The organism is Streptomyces sp. NPDC012508 (genome assembly GCF_042902595.1).
Lineage (GTDB): Bacteria > Actinomycetota > Actinomycetes > Streptomycetales > Streptomycetaceae > Streptomyces.
On record NZ_JBIBEO010000009.1, the window covers coordinates 284,630 to 300,351 of the forward strand.

The window sequence follows — 15,722 nt, forward strand, 5'->3', positions numbered from 1 at the left end:
GGCGGCTCGCGGCCGCTCAGCCGGCCGCTTCCTTGCGGCGCGCACGGTACGCGGCGACATGGAGCCGGTTACCGCACGTGCGGCTGTCGCAGTAGCGGCGCGACCGGTTACGGGAGAGGTCGACGAAGGCCCGGCCGCAGTCGGGGGCCTCGCACCGCCGCAGCCGCTCCTGCTCGCCCGCGACGACGATGAACGCGAGCGCCATCCCGCAGTCCGCGCCGAGGTGGTCGGCGACCGAGGCGCCCGGCGCGAAGTAGTGCACATGCCAGTCGTAGCCGTCGTGGTCGGTGAGCTGCGGCGTCGTGCCCGCGGCGGCGACCAGCTGGTTGATCAGCGTGGCCGCTATCCGGGCGTCCGGCGCCGCGAAGACCGCCGCGAACCTGGCCCGTACCCCCTGGACGGCTTTCAGGTCGTCCTCGTCGAGCTCGCGCACGTCACTGATGTCGTGGGCCCGCACGAAGGTGCGCAGCGCCGGGACGTCCGCGAGTTCGTCCTCGCGGTCGCCCTGAGGGGCGGTGTTCATCAGATCGACGACGGTGTCGAGGGCGATCCGGGTGTCGTGGGGAATCAGCACGATTCGCTCCCTGGGCGGCTGCGGGCGGGCGCCCGCGGAATTGCGCTGACTCTAGCGGCTTCGCCGCGCCCCGCCGGGAGAGGTCCGAAAGCGGGCCGGTGCGGGGCCGAAACCCTGCCCCGACCGCGTGCCCCTGACCGCGGCCCCGGGCCGACGGTCCGGGAACGGGCAGCGGCGCCCTCCTCCGCGCCGGCTGCGCGGTGAGGACGCCGTTGTCTGCCGTATGCGGTTGTCCGCGCGGCGCCGTCGCCCCGAGTCGGACGGCGCCGTGCGGCTCTCGGCCTGGCTCAGCTGTCGGCCAGGATGTGGGAGAGCTCCGTGTCGAGATCGAAGTGCCGGTGCTCGGTGCCGGGCGGCACCGCGGCGTCGGTCCGCTTCAGGAACGACTCCAGGGCCCTCGCCGGGGCCTCGAGCAGGGCTTCGCCCTCGGGGGAGCTCAACGCGATGCAGACGACGCCCTGACCGTGACTGCGGGACGGCCAGACTCTGACGTCGCCGGTGCCGGTGGGCCGGTGCAGCCCCTCGGCGAGAAGGTCGCGGGCGAAGACCCACTCGACCGTCTCTTCGGCTCCGGTGTGGAAGGTGGCGTGCACGGCATACGGATCGGCCGTGTCATACCGCAGGCCCGCGGGTACAGGCAGTGAGGACTCGCTCGACACAACGAGGCGCAGGTGCAGCTCGCAGCTGACCGTGGTGTTCATAAGCGCCAGGGCCTTTCGCTCAGTGTGCGCTCGGGGATTCGCACGTCGGCGAAATCGACATGCCACCTACGGTGCCGTTGTAAACCCCTCTGTCTGTTTTGTGATCGTTCAGGTAGCTCGTATGGGGGCGTGTGACTTGAGGTAATACCGCCATACGAGTGAGGCTGCTCTGTCCGGTGGCGAGGGTGCGCTGTCCGGTAAGTTGGGAGCATGAATGCGGAGAGTGACGAGCGCACCGGGGAGTCCGCGGCCGGCGACGGGGAGTCCGAGCTGGGATCCCGGGCCCCCGAGTTCATCAAGGCCCGCCGGACCCTGCACCTGAGCTGGCAGGTCGGCGTCTTCATCGTGGGACTGGCGGTGGTGGGCGCGGGCGTGGTCATGCTGCCCCTGCCCGGCCCCGGCTGGCTGGTGATCTTCGGCGGCATGGCGATCTGGGCCACCGAGTTCGTCTGGGCGCAGCTCGTGCTCCGCTGGACGAAGCGGAAGGTCACCGAGGCGGCGCAGCGCGCGCTCGACCCGAAGGTCCGGAGGCGCAACATCATCCTGACCACGATCGGTCTGGTGATCATCGGAGCACTGCTCGGTTTCTACCTCTGGAAGTACGGCTTCGTCATGCCGTGGAAGATCAACGACTGACCCGGGGGACGGTCGGGGCACCGGCTGACATGCGGTAATGTTTGCGGTGCGCCCGGGCGATTAGCTCAGTGGGAGAGCGCTTCGTTCACACCGAAGAGGTCACTGGTTCGAACCCAGTATCGCCCACCACCCGGACCGAAGGCCCGGAGACTGGATCCAGTCTCCGGGCCTTCGGCGTTCCCCGTCCCTCGCCGGGGTCACCGCATGCGGCCGAGCCGCTCCCGGAGTCGGCGGGCGTCCCGGAGCCGCTGCTCGTACGTCGCCCCGACGGCCAGGAGCAGCAGACCGGCGAGGGCCGGCGGCAGCCAGCGGGGGAGGGCACCTACGGCCTGGACGACGTACGGAGCCAGCTCGTGCAGCCCGTCGAGGGCGAGGACCGTGCCGCCGAGCACCAGCAGGGCCTGGAGCCGGAACCGTGCGCCCAGCAGGGTCACCACGAGCGCGGCGACCCCGAGGAGCAGCGGGCGCTGCCAGTCCGGGTCCACCCAGGCGGCGAAGAGGCTCGGCACGAGCGTGGCCGCGAGACCGGGGCCGTACGCGACCCAGGACGAGGCCTCCGGGTCGCGGCGCCGCCGGAGCACTCCGATCACGAGGGCGGGCACGGTGACGGGCAGTGTGTACGCCTCCGGCGTCGTCACGTCCCAGACGGCCAGGCGCACCCAGGTCGCCAGGAGGAACAGCGCCCCCGCGGTCCACGAGGCGAACGGCCGGCGCTCGGGCCTGACGGCCGTGGCGGCGGCGATCACGCCGGAGAGGGCGAGGACGAGCGCCAGGACGGCAGGCCGGGAGGCCGTTGCCGCCGTGCTGATCGCGAGCAGCGCCACGGCGGCGCCGGTGAGCTCCACCGGCAGCGCCACCGGATGGCGCCGGAGGCGTGCGCCGAGCAGGGCCGTGGCGGCGGGGACGAGGAGCAGGGCCAGGGCGGTGTGCCCGCCGTGGAGCTCGGCCGTGGCAGCCGCGGCGGACACCAGACCGGCCGCCACGACGACCGCCGCACAGGCGGCGACGGCCCGCCGGGCCCCCTCGGAGAAGAACGCACCCGCGACGAAGAGCGCCAGCAGCACGCCGAGTACCGCGAAGGTCGCACCCCGGGTGTCCAGGGCCACCGCGACCGCGCCCACCGCGGACACGAGCCCGCACCCGAGCGCGCTCCACCCGAGTACCTCCCGAGGCGGCACGGCCCCGGAGGCGCCGACCGGCGCGGCGACGGCGCCCCACCCGGCCCACCGCGGCGCGTCGCCGTCCGCGGCGACCGCCGCCTGCTCGGCGGCCTCCCCGTCGGAGGCGCCAGGTGCCGGGAGGCCACGCACGAGACGTCCCGGGCGGGACGCCAGGGCGAGGGCCGTCGCGGTCGTCAGGAGCTGGAGGGCCAGGGTCGGTACGTAGGGGAGTTCCAGGGAGAGCGGGAGCGCCGTCAGGGTCGCCCACGTCAGGAAGAGCGCCGTGCAGCGGGACCACAGCCGGGGCAGGACCGCGAAGGCCGCAGCCGCGACGAGCAGGACCACCGGGGCCGTCGACGGGTACCAGGCGAGGACCCGGTCCGCGTGCGCGCCCGACCAGACCGGGGTCGTCCGCGCGAGCGGGCCGAGCAGCGCCGCAGGGACCGGCGGGAGCGCCCACAGCACACCCAGGGCCAGCACCCCCGTGCCCGCGCCCGCCAGGCCCGTCCGCACCGCACGCGGCGCCGCCGTGCCCGTACGCGGAGCCGCCGCGAGGAGCACCGCGCACAGCACGTACCCGGGGACCTCCCAGTCGCCCGGCAGCGCCAGGCGCAGCACAGCGCCCGCCGCCGCGACCACCGCGAGCCCCGCCACCACCGACGCGGCCACCGCGGCCCGGGCCACCCTCCCCCAGATACCGCCGCGAGGTGCCCGCACCGCCACGAAGAGCGCCACCGCTGCGCAGGCGAGCAGCAGCGCGCCCGCCGGTACGGGAGAGGAGAGCGAAAGGCCGCCGCCCGCGAGCAGGGCCCAGCCGCCCAGGACACCGGTCCCCACGGCCGCCGTACCGCGCACCGCCGCCGACTTCGCCCGGAGCAGTACGGCCAGATCCACGACCGCCGTCGCCAGCGCCGCCCAGCCCAGCGCCGGCGGGCCGCCGTCCGCGGCCAGGACGGCCAGGGGCAGGGGGAGTTGGGCCGTCACCACCGCCGCCGGCAGCGGCGTCCGCAGCCGCCCGAGCGCCGTCCCGTACGCCGTCCACGCGCCCACGAGCACCGCCGAGGCCACGGCCGCGAAGGCCGGACCGTCCGTGTCCGGGAGTGCCACCCGGTGCAGGGCGTACGCGTCCAGGACCATCAGGACCAGACCCAGGACCGCGACCACCTCCGCCGTCGAGCCGAGCCCACGGCGCAGCAGCACCACCGGCACCGCCAGCGCCGCGGACGTCACCACGGCAAGGACCGCCGCCCGGCCGCCGATCCCCATCGACCCCCAGCTGACCAGCGTGAAGGCGAGCGCGGCGATCGTCAGCAGCACCCCGCCCAGCGTGAGCAGCACGTTCTGGGCGCTGCGCGGCGTCGAGTCCCCGACCGGCCCGGTCGTGGCCCGCGCCGGCGCCGGGAACGCCGCCGGAACGTGAAGTACGTGCAACAGCCAGGCCCGGCGGGCCAGCAACTGGGACCGGCGAGCGTCGAGCCGGGCCAGCTCGCGGTCGACGAGCACGAGTTCGTCGGCGGGCGGGAGAGCATTGTTCATGCCCGGAGTGTGCTCCGGACCACAGTCCGGAACCATGCGCGCGGGTACTCATCTCCGGGCCTGAGTACGTACACACTGGGGTCATGGACTGGTGTCGCTACCGCTTCCGCAGCGTCTGGCAGCTCGCCGCCCCGCCCGACGCCGTCTTCGCCGTGCTCGAACGCGCCGAGGATTACCCCAGCTGGTGGCCCCAGGTCCGTGAGGTCGTCGCCGTCGACGACACCACCGGCACCGCCAGGTTCCGTTCCTTCCTCCCGTACGACCTCGTCGTCACCGTCGAGGCCCGGCGCCGGGATCCCGCCGCCCACGTCCTGGAGATCGCGCTCCACGGCGACCTGAAGGGCTGGGCGCGCTGGACGCTCGCCGCGATCGAGGGCTCCCGTACCCGCGCGGTCTACGAGCAGGAGGTCGAGGTGACCAGCCCCCTGATGCGCCGGCTCGCCGTCCCCGGGCGGCCCGTCTTCCGTGCCAACCACGCCCTGATGATGCGCGCGGGACAACGCGGACTGGCGGCCCACCTGCGCGCGGTTTGAAGGAAGCCCGCGGAAACCTGTATGGTTCAACCCGTTCCCGGGCGATTAGCTCAGCGGGAGAGCACTTCGTTCACACCGAAGGGGTCACTGGTTCGATCCCAGTATCGCCCACCGGGAGAGGCCGGTCCGTCGAAAGACGGACCGGCCTTCCGCATTCCCGGCCCTGTTCCGGCCTCACGCCGCCGTCCGCAGCTCCGGGCGGAGCGGCCACGCCGGATCCACCGTCTCCGGCGTCCCGTTGCGCGTGAACCACGCCTGCAGCCCGCGCGCCTGCGCCGCGTGCCAGACCGCCTGCAAGGTGTGCAGCTCCGCCGGCGACAACCGCTCGAGCCGTGCCGCGAAACGCCGCGCCACCGCCCGTACGACATCCAGCGACGCCGTCGCGTCGGCCGCGGCGTCGTGCGCGCCGTCCAGCTCCACGCCGTAGTGCGCGCAGAGGTCCGTCAGCGTCCGGCGGCCCTTGCGGTACCGGTCCAGATGCTTGTCCAGGACCCGCGGATCCAGCACGCACAGCGGCGTGTTCTCCAGATAGCGGCCCAGCGAGGAGGCGCGGTGGCGGCGCAGCTCGCGGTCCAGGATCGTCAGATCGAAGGGGGCGTTCATCACCACCAGCGGCCGGCCGGCGGCGCACTGCTCGGCCAGCGCCCGCCCCAACTCCTCCATGACGGGCGCTGGCCAGCGCCCGTTCCGCTGGAGGTGATCGTCCGTCAGTCCATGGACCTCCGTGGCCGCAGGGGGCACCGGAATCCCGGGGTTGACCAGCCAGCGCGTGACCCGCGGACGCCCGCCGGCCGTGTCCTGGACGACGAGCGCGGCCGAGACTATTCGGTCCTGCTCGACGTCAACTCCCGTGGTTTCCGTGTCGAATGCGGCCAGGGGCCCCTCATACCAGTGCGTCATCCCCGAACTCCTCGCACATATGCGGCAGATGGCGATCCCCCTGCCGAAACGGTGATACCCGGGCTGTTTGCCCCGTACGCGGACCGGTGACAACACAGATGACGGGGAAGGGAATTGACATGGCGCTCGCCCAGCCCGAATCGGGAGGGCTGCCGCCTCAGCGGGCAGCACCGCTGCGCGGCTCACTCGCCACCACCGCCTGCATGGAGACGCTTCAGGTGGGATACCTCCATGCGGTCGCGGCGGCGGCGGGCTGCTCGCTGTCGCAGCCGTTTCCGGACAACGGCATCGACTGGCACGTGAGCCACAGCGCTCCCGGCCACACCGTCGACGACGAAGTGACCATCAAGGTGCAGCTCAAGTGCACCTACCAGCTGCCGCCGCGGCCGCCCGGCCCCGCGTTCTCCTTCACCCTGGACAACGACCATCTGGTGAAGCTGGCGCGGACCCCGGTCTCGGTGCACAAGATCCTGGTCGTGATGATCGTGCCGCGCGATCAGGAGGACTGGCTGCGGGCCGGGCACGACCGACTGGACCTGCGGCACTGCTGCTACTGGATCAACCTGGCCGGCCACCCGGTGACGGGGCGGCGGCGGACGACCGTGCGCATACCGACGGCGCGGATCTTCGACGACCGGGCTCTGTGCGAGATCATGACCCGGGTCGGCGTGGGAGGGAGACCTTGATGCACCGGCCGATCGGCGAACAGGAGAACGGGGCCGGCTACGGCCCCGTTCTGCCACCGTTCCGCCCCCACCCCCCGCACGGCGAGATCCCCGGCGGCCCCTGGGCCGACGCCGGGGGCTCGCCCGACCCCGGACGCGTCGACCCGCTGGTCCTCGGCGCGCTGCTCGCCCGGCACGGCTGGCAGCGGCGCGGCGGGGCCGCGGGCCGCTACAGCCGCTGGACACCGCCGGGCTCCGGCGGCATCTCGGGCACCAGCCTGCTCGTGCCCGAGAGCCGCGCCTTTCCCGACTGCGAGGACCTCCTCGGCGAGGCGCTCACCGCCCTCCAGCACAGCGCGGCACCGTCGGCCCGGGAGGTCCTGGTCGGGCTGACCGTGCCCAGCGACGAGATCCGCTGGTGGCGTGACGTGCCGCCGGGCCCCGCGGGCACGGTTCCGTGGACCGTCCAGGAACAGCTGAGGTCGGCCGCCCGTCAGCTGCTGCTCGCCGGCGCGCTGGCCGTCCGCGGGCGCGCCGGATACTACGGCGCCCGGCACCGGCGACAGGCGCAGGCCTCCCTGGAGGCGGTGGTCGTGGGCGCGGCGCCGGGCGGCCGCGGCCTGACCGCGTTCGTCCCCGTCGACTCCGGCCGGGCCATCGCCGTACGGCTGTACCACGCGCTGTACGCGGCGCGTGAGGCCGCCGACTACCAGCGCGCCACGGGCGGGATGGAGGCGTTCGACGCGGCGGTCGAGGCGGGCGTGAGCCGGGAGCTGACCGAGGCGCTCGTCGCGCTGGTGCGCGGCACGGAGGGGGCCAGGATCGCGCTGGAGTGGGCGCCCGCCGCCGGAACGCCCGCGGGGTGCGCCGCCCGGCCGGAGCCGGTCGAGTTCTCGGCGGGCGACCTGCCGGCGCTCCGGGAGGCGAGCGCGCGCTACATGACGGACGAGCCGTCCGTGCCGGTACGGATCACGGGCGCCGTCGTCCGCATGCGCCGCTCCGGTCCGCGCGGCGAGGGAACCGTACGGCTGCGGGTCCTCGGCGGCGCGGAGGTGCCGCACGTCCGGGTGACCCTGGACGAGGAGTCGTACCGCACCGCCGGCCACGCGCATCTGGTCGGGCTGCCGATCCGGGTGGTGGGCCGCCTGGAGAGCCGGGGCGGCTTCCGCCGACTGACGGACGCCACGGGTGTCGTACCGGTCCAGGTGGACGAGGCGGAACGGGACCGCCTGATGAAGTCGCTCCACGAGAACCTCGACTTCTTCGAGGAGGCATGCGGCCCGGGGGAGTGAGCCGAAGGGTGCGCCGGGGGAACAGTCCCGAGCGCGCGCAGTCCCCGGGGAACGAGGGGGCAAGCACACGGTCGGGGCTGTGAGTCCGGCTCTTAGCGCCCGGTGGTGGTCCCCCGTCGAAGGCAGGGGGAGAACCGAGCCCGTAGGATTTAGGCGCGCGGCACCTCGTCTCTGCCGCGCGCCGTCGACGCCGGCACATCGTGTCTGCCTGCGCCCTTATGGAAAGAGCATCCGTGTCTGATGTCCGTGTGACCGTCCAGTCCGCCTCAGGAGCCGAGGATCGGGCGGTGAGCGCGGGCACGACCGCCGGCGCGCTGTTCGCCGACGACCGGTCCGTGATCGCCGCCCGCGTCGGCGGTGAGCTGAAGGACCTCACCTACGTCGTCGCCGAAGGCGATGTCGTCGAGCCCGTCGAGATCTCCTCCCCGGACGGCCTCGACATCCTGCGCCACTCCACCGCACACGTCATGGCCCAGGCCGTGCAGGAGCTCTTCCCCGAGGCCAAGCTCGGCATCGGCCCGCCGGTCCGGGACGGCTTCTACTACGACTTCGACGTCGAGAAGCCGTTCACGCCCGAGGATCTCAAGGCCATCGAGAAGAAGATGCAGGAGATCCAGAAGCGCGGCCAGCGCTTCTCCCGTCGCGTGGTGACCGACGAGGCCGCCCGCGAGGAGCTCGCGGACGAGCCGTACAAGCTGGAGCTCATCGGCATCAAGGGCTCCGCGTCGACCGACGACGGCGCCAACGTCGAGGTCGGCGGCGGCGAGCTGACGATCTACGACAACCTGGACGCCAAGACCGGCGACCTGTGCTGGAAGGACCTCTGCCGAGGCCCCCACCTGCCCACCACCCGGAACATCCCGGCGTTCAAGCTGATGCGCAACGCCGCCGCCTACTGGCGCGGCAGCGAGAAGAACCCGATGCTCCAGCGCATCTACGGCACCGCCTGGCCGTCGAAGGACGAGCTGAAGGCCCACCTCGACTTCCTCGCCGAGGCCGAGAAGCGCGACCACCGCAAGCTCGGCAACGAGCTCGACCTCTTCTCCGTCCCGGACGAGATCGGGTCCGGCCTCGCGGTCTTCCACCCCAAGGGCGGCATCATCCGCCGGGTCATGGAGGACTACTCGCGCAAGCGCCACGAGGAGGAGGGCTACGAGTTCGTCTACTCGCCGCACGCCACCAAGGGCAAGCTGTTCGAGAAGTCGGGCCACCTCGACTGGTACGCCGAGGGCATGTACCCCCCCATGCAGCTCGACGAGGGCGTGGACTACTACCTCAAGCCCATGAACTGCCCGATGCACAACCTGATCTTCGACGCGCGCGGGCGTTCCTATCGTGAACTGCCGCTGCGCCTCTTCGAGTTCGGCACCGTGTACCGGTACGAGAAGTCGGGCGTCGTGCACGGCCTGACCCGTGCCCGGGGCTTCACCCAGGACGACGCGCACATCTACTGCACCCGCGAGCAGATGGCGGAGGAGCTCGACAAGACGCTCACCTTCGTTCTCAACCTGCTGCGCGACTACGGTCTGACCGACTTCTACCTGGAGCTGTCCACCAAGGACCCGGAGAAGTTCGTCGGCTCGGACGAGGCGTGGGAGGAGGCCACCGCGGTCCTCCAGCAGGTCGCCGAGAAGCAGGGCCTCCCGCTCACCCCCGACCCGGGCGGCGCCGCGTTCTACGGCCCGAAGATCTCCGTGCAGGCGCGTGACGCCATCGGCCGTACCTGGCAGATGTCGACCGTGCAGCTGGACTTCAACCTGCCGGAGCGCTTCGACCTGGAGTACACCGGCCCCGACGGCACCAAGCAGCGCCCGGTCATGATCCACCGCGCGCTGTTCGGTTCCATCGAGCGCTTCTTCGCCGTGCTCCTGGAGCACTACGCGGGCGCCATGCCGCCGTGGCTGGCCCCCGTCCAGGCGACCGGCATCCCGATCGGCGACGCCCACATTCCGTACCTCCAGGAGTTCGCCGCCAAGGCGAACAAGCAGGGTCTGCGGGTCGAGGTCGACGCCTCCTCGGACCGGATGCAGAAGAAGATCCGCAACGCGCAGAAGCAGAAGGTCCCGTTCATGATCATCGCTGGCGACGAGGACATGGCCAACGGCGCCGTCTCCTTCCGCTACCGCGACGGCTCGCAGGAGAACGGCATCCCCGTCGACGAGGCCATCGCCAAGATCGCCACGGTCGTCGAGGAGCGCGTCCAGGTCTGACCCGCGGCGAGCGTCCAGGTCTGACCTGAGCCGCGCCGAGACTCAAGGGGCCCCCGGGAAGTTCCCCGGGGGCCTCTTCTCGTCCTCCCGCGCGAACGTCTGGATCAGCCAGGACGAGAACGAACCCGTCACGGCTCCGATCAGCGCGACGCCGCACGCCATCATCCCCACCGCGATGGCCCGGCCGACCGGGGTCACCGGCGTCACGTCCCCGTACCCCACCGTCGTCAGCGTCTCGCAGGCCCACCACACCGAGTCGCCGAAGGTGCGGATCGTGGCGCCCGGTGCCCCGCGCTCGTGCTGGTAGACGGCGAGCGCGCCCGCGAAACCGAGCAGGGTGACCGAGAGGCTGGAGTACGCCATGACCCGGGCGTAGAGGGTGAGACGCGGCTTGGCGCGGCGGCGCTGGACCTGCTCGTAGATCTTCACCATCTGCAGCGGCCGCAACAGGGGCAGGATCAGCACGACCGTGGCGAGGAGGTGCGCGCGGACGAAGCGCAGCGGGCCGAGGCCGCTGAGCCGGAACCGGACCGCGTAGTCGACGAGGAAGACGGCCCAGGTCACGAGCGTGACCGCCAGGCAGACGTCCAGCCAGACCCGGGGGAGGTCATGGGCCAGGACCCGTACCGCGTACGAGCCGAGGAAGAGCCCGGAAGCCACCGCGAGCGGTGTCTCCATGCGGTGGTCCCAGCGCTCCTGCTTCTCCGGCGTCGCGTCCATCGGATCAGCATCTCCGGGAGCGAGGGACGAGCGCCCCGGCGACACGTTCCGAACGGGCGAAGCAATATGCTGCACAGCATGACGATTGAGCCGGAGCAGCAGATCGGAGTCGGGACGCAGGACGCGTTCCAGCGCCTGTGGACGCCTCACCGGATGGCGTACATCCAGGGCGAGAACAAGCCGACCGGGCCGGGGGCCGAGGACGGCTGTCCGTTCTGCGTGATCCCGTCGAAGTCGGACGAGGACGGCCTTGTGATAGCGCGGGGCGAGCACGTCTACGCCGTACTCAATCTCTACCCGTACAACGGCGGGCATCTGATGGTGGTCCCGTACCGCCATGTCGCCGACTACACGGATCTGGACGCACCGGAGACCGCCGAGCTCGGCGAGTTCACCAAGCGGGCCATGATCGCCCTGCGGACCGCGTCCGGCGCGCACGGCTTCAACATCGGCATGAACCAGGGCACGGTCGCGGGCGCCGGCATCGCCGCCCATCTGCACCAGCACGTCGTGCCCCGCTGGGGCGGCGACACCAACTTCATGCCGGTCGTCGGCCACACCAAGGTGCTGCCTCAGCTCCTCGCCGACACCCGCGCGATGCTCGCCGCCGCCTGGCCGGCCACGTCGGAACTCGCCTGACGCCCAGGCGTCGTACGCCCGGCCCCAGGCGTCGTACGCCTGACCGCGGCCGGGGCGTCGTACGCCTGGCCCCTAGGCGTCGTAGACGTCCGCCTTCTTCGGGCCCGGGTCCTGGATGGCTCCGCTCAGGATCAGCGAGCGGTTGGTGAAGCGCTCCGTGTCCACGCCGTGATCATTGAGCACCTCGATGGTCGCCGCGTGGACCGCGCGCATCACCGGCGTCGCGGCGCGGATCGCGTCGTCGGCCATGAAGCGGTGGCGCCACGGCTGTGCGGCCCACGCGTGGCGCAGCCCGAAGGGCTCCGGCAGGACGAGCTTGCCGCCGAGGAAGTCCAGGATCGGCGGGAACCAGGTCAGCGGGGCGCGGACCGCCTTGCGGACGATCTCGTCGGTCTCCAGGAGCGGCAGCTGGACCTCCCTGGTCTCCCAGAAGCGCACCGTCTTGGAGACCTCCTTCGTCTTCGCCTTGGGCTTGGTGGTGAAGAGCGAGTGGACCGGGCCGAGCGCGTGTCCGGTGACCTCCACGCGCAGCGTGTGAAGGAGCGAGGTCACCGTGATCATCATCGTCAGGACGAGCTGCCCGTCCCAGAGCGTGAACTGCACACCCAGGTAGTGCCGGTTGCCGCTGCCGAACTGCTGGTCGTTGCAGATGCGCTGTATCTCGTGCGGCTTGACCTGGAAGTGGACGATGTTGTCGCCCTCCGGCCTGGCGACCTCGTCGGCCCCCTCGCCGACCGGGGAGACGATCCAGTGCTTGACGGTCGGCTTGGGGAAGCCGGTCTTCAGGGAGCCGCGCTCCAGCATCTTGAGCTGGTCGTGGATCTTCCGTACGACATCCCAGGCACGGAAGTCATGGATCTCGCGCCCGTCCTTCGGGATCAGCTCCTCGGCGAGCGTCCAGCTGCCCCAGCGCGTGCCCATGCCCAGTATTCCCTTGGGGCCCGCGTAGAAGACGATGTTCGACTGCTGCTCGGCGGAGAGCTTCTCGAGGTTCTGGCGGAGCTCCTCGGCGGACTTCTCGGCAGGGTCTCCGGGGACCGCCTCGGGGATCTTGGCGCCGATGCCGCCGCCGCTCAGCAGGGCGGTCCAGCGGTCCCGCAGGTCCCTGGCCGTGGACTCGCAGATCCGCTTGGCGAGGAACCAGCCGAGGACCGGGGCGACGATCATGGCCCGCAGATAGATCCCCAGGAAGCCGCCGAACGGCAGCTTGATCATGAAACCCACCGCGATCAGGGCCGCCACCAGCAGGATCGCCGTGCCCACCGCGCTGGTGCGCCTGTTCTCCGAGCCGGCGACCATGCGGCGCATCTGGATCACGCCGAGCCACAGCAGCAGCCCGGGCAGGAACAGGACACCGAAGACGAAGGTCACCAGGGTCAGCCTGACGTCACGCCTCTTGCGGATGCCGGTGGCGGCCAGGCAGTGCTCGACCACGGGCTGCGGGTCGGTGCCGAAGGACTGGATGAGCGCCTTGCGGGCACCACCGAGCATCCGCACCTGGACCGCGCGTGAGAAGGCCTCGCCGAGGTCGGGGCGGAAGAGCCGGGCCCATCTGCCGTCGGTGACCTTGGACTGGTGCCAGTCGTTGTTGGCGTCCAGGATCGCTTCCACCGGGCTGTCGCGGTACGCGGCGGAGGCCAGGGCATGCGTCGCCGCCGTCTGTCCGTCCGAGCCCTGCAGTGGAACCTGCGCCCCGGGTCCGAAACTGCCGATCGTCACTGATGCCCCCATCGCCGCGTGCCCGCGTGGTTCACCGCGTATCCCTCTGCGGCCTGTTCCCGACTCCCGCGCCCCGCACACCTGCTGAGCTGGGCACCACAGCGTAACCGGGTACCGGTGGATGCGTCACGGGTCGGCCGAATGCCGTCCGCCGGAGGGGAGTTGGACGGACGGCATTCGGCCTGGGCGGGCGGCTAGGAACCCTTCTCCGCCTGCGCGCGGACCTTCTCCGCGAGTTGAGGCGGCATCGGCTCATGGCGGGCGTACGAACGGTCGAATCGGCCCGTTCCGTGCGAGATGGAGCGGAGGTCGACGGCGTACCGCCCGATCTCGATCTCGGGGACCTCGGCACGCACCAACGTCCGCCCGGAGCCCGCCTGTTCGGTGCCGACGACCCGGCCACGGCGCCCGGAGAGATCGCTCATCACGGGGCCCACGTACTCGTCGGGGACGAGTACCTGGACCTCGGCGACCGGCTCCAGGAGCCGGATGCTCGCCTCGGCCGCCGCCTCGCGCAGGGCCAGGGCGCCGGCGGTCTGGAACGCGGCGTCGGAGGAGTCGACCGAGTGGGCCTTGCCGTCGCGCAGGGTGATCCGCACGTCGACCAGCGGATGTCCGGCGGCTACCCCGCGCGCGGCCTGGGCCCGCACGCCCTTCTCGACGGAGGGGATGAACTGGCGCGGAACCGCCCCGCCCACCACCTTGTCGACGAACTCGATCCCGCTCCCCGGCGGCAGGGGCTCGACGTCGATCTCGCAGATCGCGTACTGACCGTGGCCACCGGACTGCTTGACGTGCCGGCCCCGCCCGGCCGACGGGCCGCCGAACGTCTCGCGGAGCGCCACCTTGTGCGGGACGGCGTCGACCTGCACCCCGTACCGGTGGCGCAGCCGCTCGAGCGCCACGTCCATGTGCGCCTCGCCCAGACACCACAACACGACCTGGTGGGTGTCCTGGTTCTGCTCCAGACGCATGGTCGGGTCCTCGGCGACCAGCCGGGCCAGTCCCTGCGAGAGCCGGTCCTCGTCGGCCTTGCTGTGGGCCTCGATCGCCAGCGGGAGCAGCGGGTCGGGCATCGTCCAGGGCTCCATCAGGAGCGGATCGTCCTTGCTGGAGAGGGTGTCCCCGGTCTCCGCCCGGGCCAGCTTGGCCACGCACGCCAGGTCGCCCGCGACGCACTGGTTCAGCTGGCGCTGCTGCTTGCCGAAGGGGGAGGTCAGCGCGCCGACCCGTTCGTCGACGTCGTGGTCCTCATGCCCGCGGTCGGTCAGCCCGTGCCCGGAGACATGGATCGTCTCGTCGGGGCGCAGGGTGCCGGAGAAGACCCGGACCAGCGAGATCCGGCCGACGTAGGGGTCCGAGGCCGTCTTGACGACCTCGGCGACTAGCGGCCCCTCGGGGTCGCAGGTGACCGGGGGCCGGGGTTCACCGTCGGGCGTCGTCACCGCGGGCGCCTCGCGCTCGAGCGGGGTCGGGAAGCCGCGGGTGATCAGTTCCAGCAGCTCGACGGTGCCGAGTCCCTGCTTGCCGCCGTCCGAGGCGGGCGCGGCGGCGAGCACCGGATGGAAGGTGCCCCGGGCGACGGCCTTCTCCAGATCGTCGATCAGCGACTTGATGTCGATGTCCTCACCGCCGAGATAGCGGTCCATGAGGGTCTCGTCCTCGCTCTCGGCGATGATCCCCTCGATCAGCCGGTTGCGGGCCTCTGCCAGCAGCGGCCGCTGGCTCTCGTCCGGCGGGTTCTCCTGCCGCTGGCCCGTGGAGTAGTCGAAGATCCGCTCCGAGAGCAGTCCCACCAGACCCGTGGTCGGCGCGTGCCCGTCGGGTGCCTCCGCGCCGGACAGCGGCAGGTAGAGGGGGAGTACGGCGTCGGGGTCGTCGCCGCCGAAGATGGCCGAGCAGACCGAGGTCAGCTCGTCGAAGCCGGTACGGGCGGTGTCCAGATGGGTCACGACGATGGCGCGGGGCATACCGACGGCCGCGCACTCCTCCCACACCATGCGGGTCGACCCGGCGATCGCGTCGGCCTCCTGGGCGGCCGAGACGACGAAGAGGGCCGCGTCCGCCGCGCGCAGACCGGCCCTCAGCTCCCCGACGAAGTCGGCGTATCCGGGGGTGTCGAGGAGATTGATCTTCACCCCGTCCCATTCGAGGGGGACGAGGGAGAGCTGTACGGAACGTTGCTGGCGGTGCTCGATCTCGTCGTGGTCCGAGAGCGTTCCGCCGTCCTCGACCCGTCCGGCCCGGTTGACCGCCCCCGCGGTCAGCGCGAGCGCCTCGACGAGCGTCGTCTTTCCCGATCCGCTGTGGCCGACCAGCACCACGTTCCGTACGGCCGAGGGCCGGTCGGCCGTTGGAGCCCTGCCGGCGGCTCCGGAGTGTGCGTTCGCCTTGTCGCCCATGATGGGTCCTCCCGATCGCTTGCACCGCTCGCTCG

The 15,722-nt window shown here is 71.9% G+C and carries 13 protein-coding genes and 2 tRNA genes; 8 read left to right on the plus strand and 7 right to left on the minus strand.

Annotation, left to right across the window (positions count from 1 at the left end; translation table 11 throughout):
- Positions 1-16: 16 nt before the first annotated feature.
- Entirely contained in the window at positions 17-574 is a 558-nt protein-coding gene (locus tag ACFY8U_RS29350) for a CGNR zinc finger domain-containing protein (RefSeq protein WP_361438813.1), read from the minus strand.
- A gap of 287 nt (positions 575-861) precedes the next feature.
- Positions 862-1,275 (minus strand): SsgA family sporulation/cell division regulator, encoded by a 414-nt coding sequence (locus ACFY8U_RS29355; protein WP_015032345.1) that lies wholly within the window; start codon positions 1,273-1,275, stop codon positions 862-864.
- Between the two features lie 210 nt (positions 1,276-1,485).
- On the opposite strand from ACFY8U_RS29355, the gene ACFY8U_RS29360 reads away from it, so the two are divergent.
- Both ACFY8U_RS29360 and ACFY8U_RS29365 read left to right on the plus strand, forming a co-directional pair.
- On the plus strand, positions 1,486-1,911 hold the full coding sequence (locus ACFY8U_RS29360; RefSeq protein ID WP_389575315.1) for a TIGR02611 family protein: 426 nt from the start codon (positions 1,486-1,488) through the stop codon (positions 1,909-1,911).
- Positions 1,912-1,965: 54 nt separating this feature from the next.
- Positions 1,966-2,040: transfer RNA gene (locus ACFY8U_RS29365), tRNA-Val, on the plus strand.
- Between the two features lie 68 nt (positions 2,041-2,108).
- On the opposite strand, the gene ACFY8U_RS29370 is transcribed toward ACFY8U_RS29365, so the two are convergent.
- Positions 2,109-4,607 (minus strand): SCO7613 C-terminal domain-containing membrane protein, encoded by a 2,499-nt coding sequence (locus ACFY8U_RS29370; RefSeq protein ID WP_389575316.1) that lies wholly within the window; start codon positions 4,605-4,607, stop codon positions 2,109-2,111.
- Positions 4,608-4,690: 83 nt separating this feature from the next.
- Here ACFY8U_RS29370 and ACFY8U_RS29375 point away from each other — a divergent pair, with 83 nt between their 5' ends.
- Both ACFY8U_RS29375 and ACFY8U_RS29380 read left to right on the plus strand, forming a co-directional pair.
- Complete coding sequence (locus ACFY8U_RS29375) at positions 4,691-5,140, plus strand: SRPBCC family protein (RefSeq protein WP_389575317.1); 450 nt, start codon at positions 4,691-4,693, stop codon at positions 5,138-5,140.
- 39 nt (positions 5,141-5,179) lie between these two features.
- Positions 5,180-5,251: transfer RNA gene (locus ACFY8U_RS29380), tRNA-Val, on the plus strand.
- Between the two features lie 63 nt (positions 5,252-5,314).
- Here the strand turns inward: ACFY8U_RS29380 and ACFY8U_RS29385 are convergent.
- Positions 5,315-6,040 carry a 3'-5' exonuclease gene (locus ACFY8U_RS29385; protein WP_361438805.1) on the minus strand — a complete coding sequence of 242 codons (726 nt, stop codon included), beginning with the start codon at positions 6,038-6,040 and terminating at the stop codon, positions 5,315-5,317.
- Between the two features lie 119 nt (positions 6,041-6,159).
- On the opposite strand from ACFY8U_RS29385, the gene ACFY8U_RS29390 reads away from it, so the two are divergent.
- From ACFY8U_RS29390 to thrS, 3 genes are all read left to right on the plus strand, one after another.
- Complete coding sequence (locus ACFY8U_RS29390) at positions 6,160-6,726, plus strand: DUF4365 domain-containing protein (protein WP_352186515.1); 567 nt, start codon at positions 6,160-6,162, stop codon at positions 6,724-6,726.
- Positions 6,726-7,997 (plus strand): hypothetical protein, encoded by a 1,272-nt coding sequence (locus ACFY8U_RS29395; RefSeq protein WP_389575318.1) that lies wholly within the window; start codon positions 6,726-6,728, stop codon positions 7,995-7,997. The genes ACFY8U_RS29390 and ACFY8U_RS29395 overlap by 1 nt, the downstream gene beginning before the upstream one ends.
- 233 nt (positions 7,998-8,230) lie before the next feature.
- Complete coding sequence (gene thrS, locus ACFY8U_RS29400) at positions 8,231-10,207, plus strand: threonine--tRNA ligase (protein ID WP_389575319.1); 1,977 nt, start codon at positions 8,231-8,233, stop codon at positions 10,205-10,207.
- Between the two features lie 42 nt (positions 10,208-10,249).
- Here the strand turns inward: thrS and ACFY8U_RS29405 are convergent, their stop codons facing one another.
- On the minus strand, positions 10,250-10,927 hold the full coding sequence (locus ACFY8U_RS29405) for a potassium channel family protein (protein WP_389575320.1): 678 nt from the start codon (positions 10,925-10,927) through the stop codon (positions 10,250-10,252).
- Positions 10,928-10,993: 66 nt separating this feature from the next.
- Between ACFY8U_RS29405 and ACFY8U_RS29410 the strand changes: the two genes are divergently transcribed.
- Entirely contained in the window at positions 10,994-11,566 is a 573-nt protein-coding gene (locus ACFY8U_RS29410) for an HIT domain-containing protein (protein ID WP_361601824.1), read from the plus strand.
- Between the two features lie 72 nt (positions 11,567-11,638).
- Here ACFY8U_RS29410 and ACFY8U_RS29415 read toward each other — a convergent pair whose 3' ends face one another.
- On the minus strand, positions 11,639-13,297 hold the full coding sequence (locus tag ACFY8U_RS29415; RefSeq protein WP_361601827.1) for a hypothetical protein: 1,659 nt from the start codon (positions 13,295-13,297) through the stop codon (positions 11,639-11,641).
- 182 nt (positions 13,298-13,479) lie between these two features.
- On the minus strand, positions 13,480-15,687 hold the full coding sequence (locus ACFY8U_RS29420) for an elongation factor G-like protein EF-G2 (protein WP_389575321.1): 2,208 nt from the start codon (positions 15,685-15,687) through the stop codon (positions 13,480-13,482).
- Positions 15,688-15,722 lie beyond the last annotated feature (35 nt).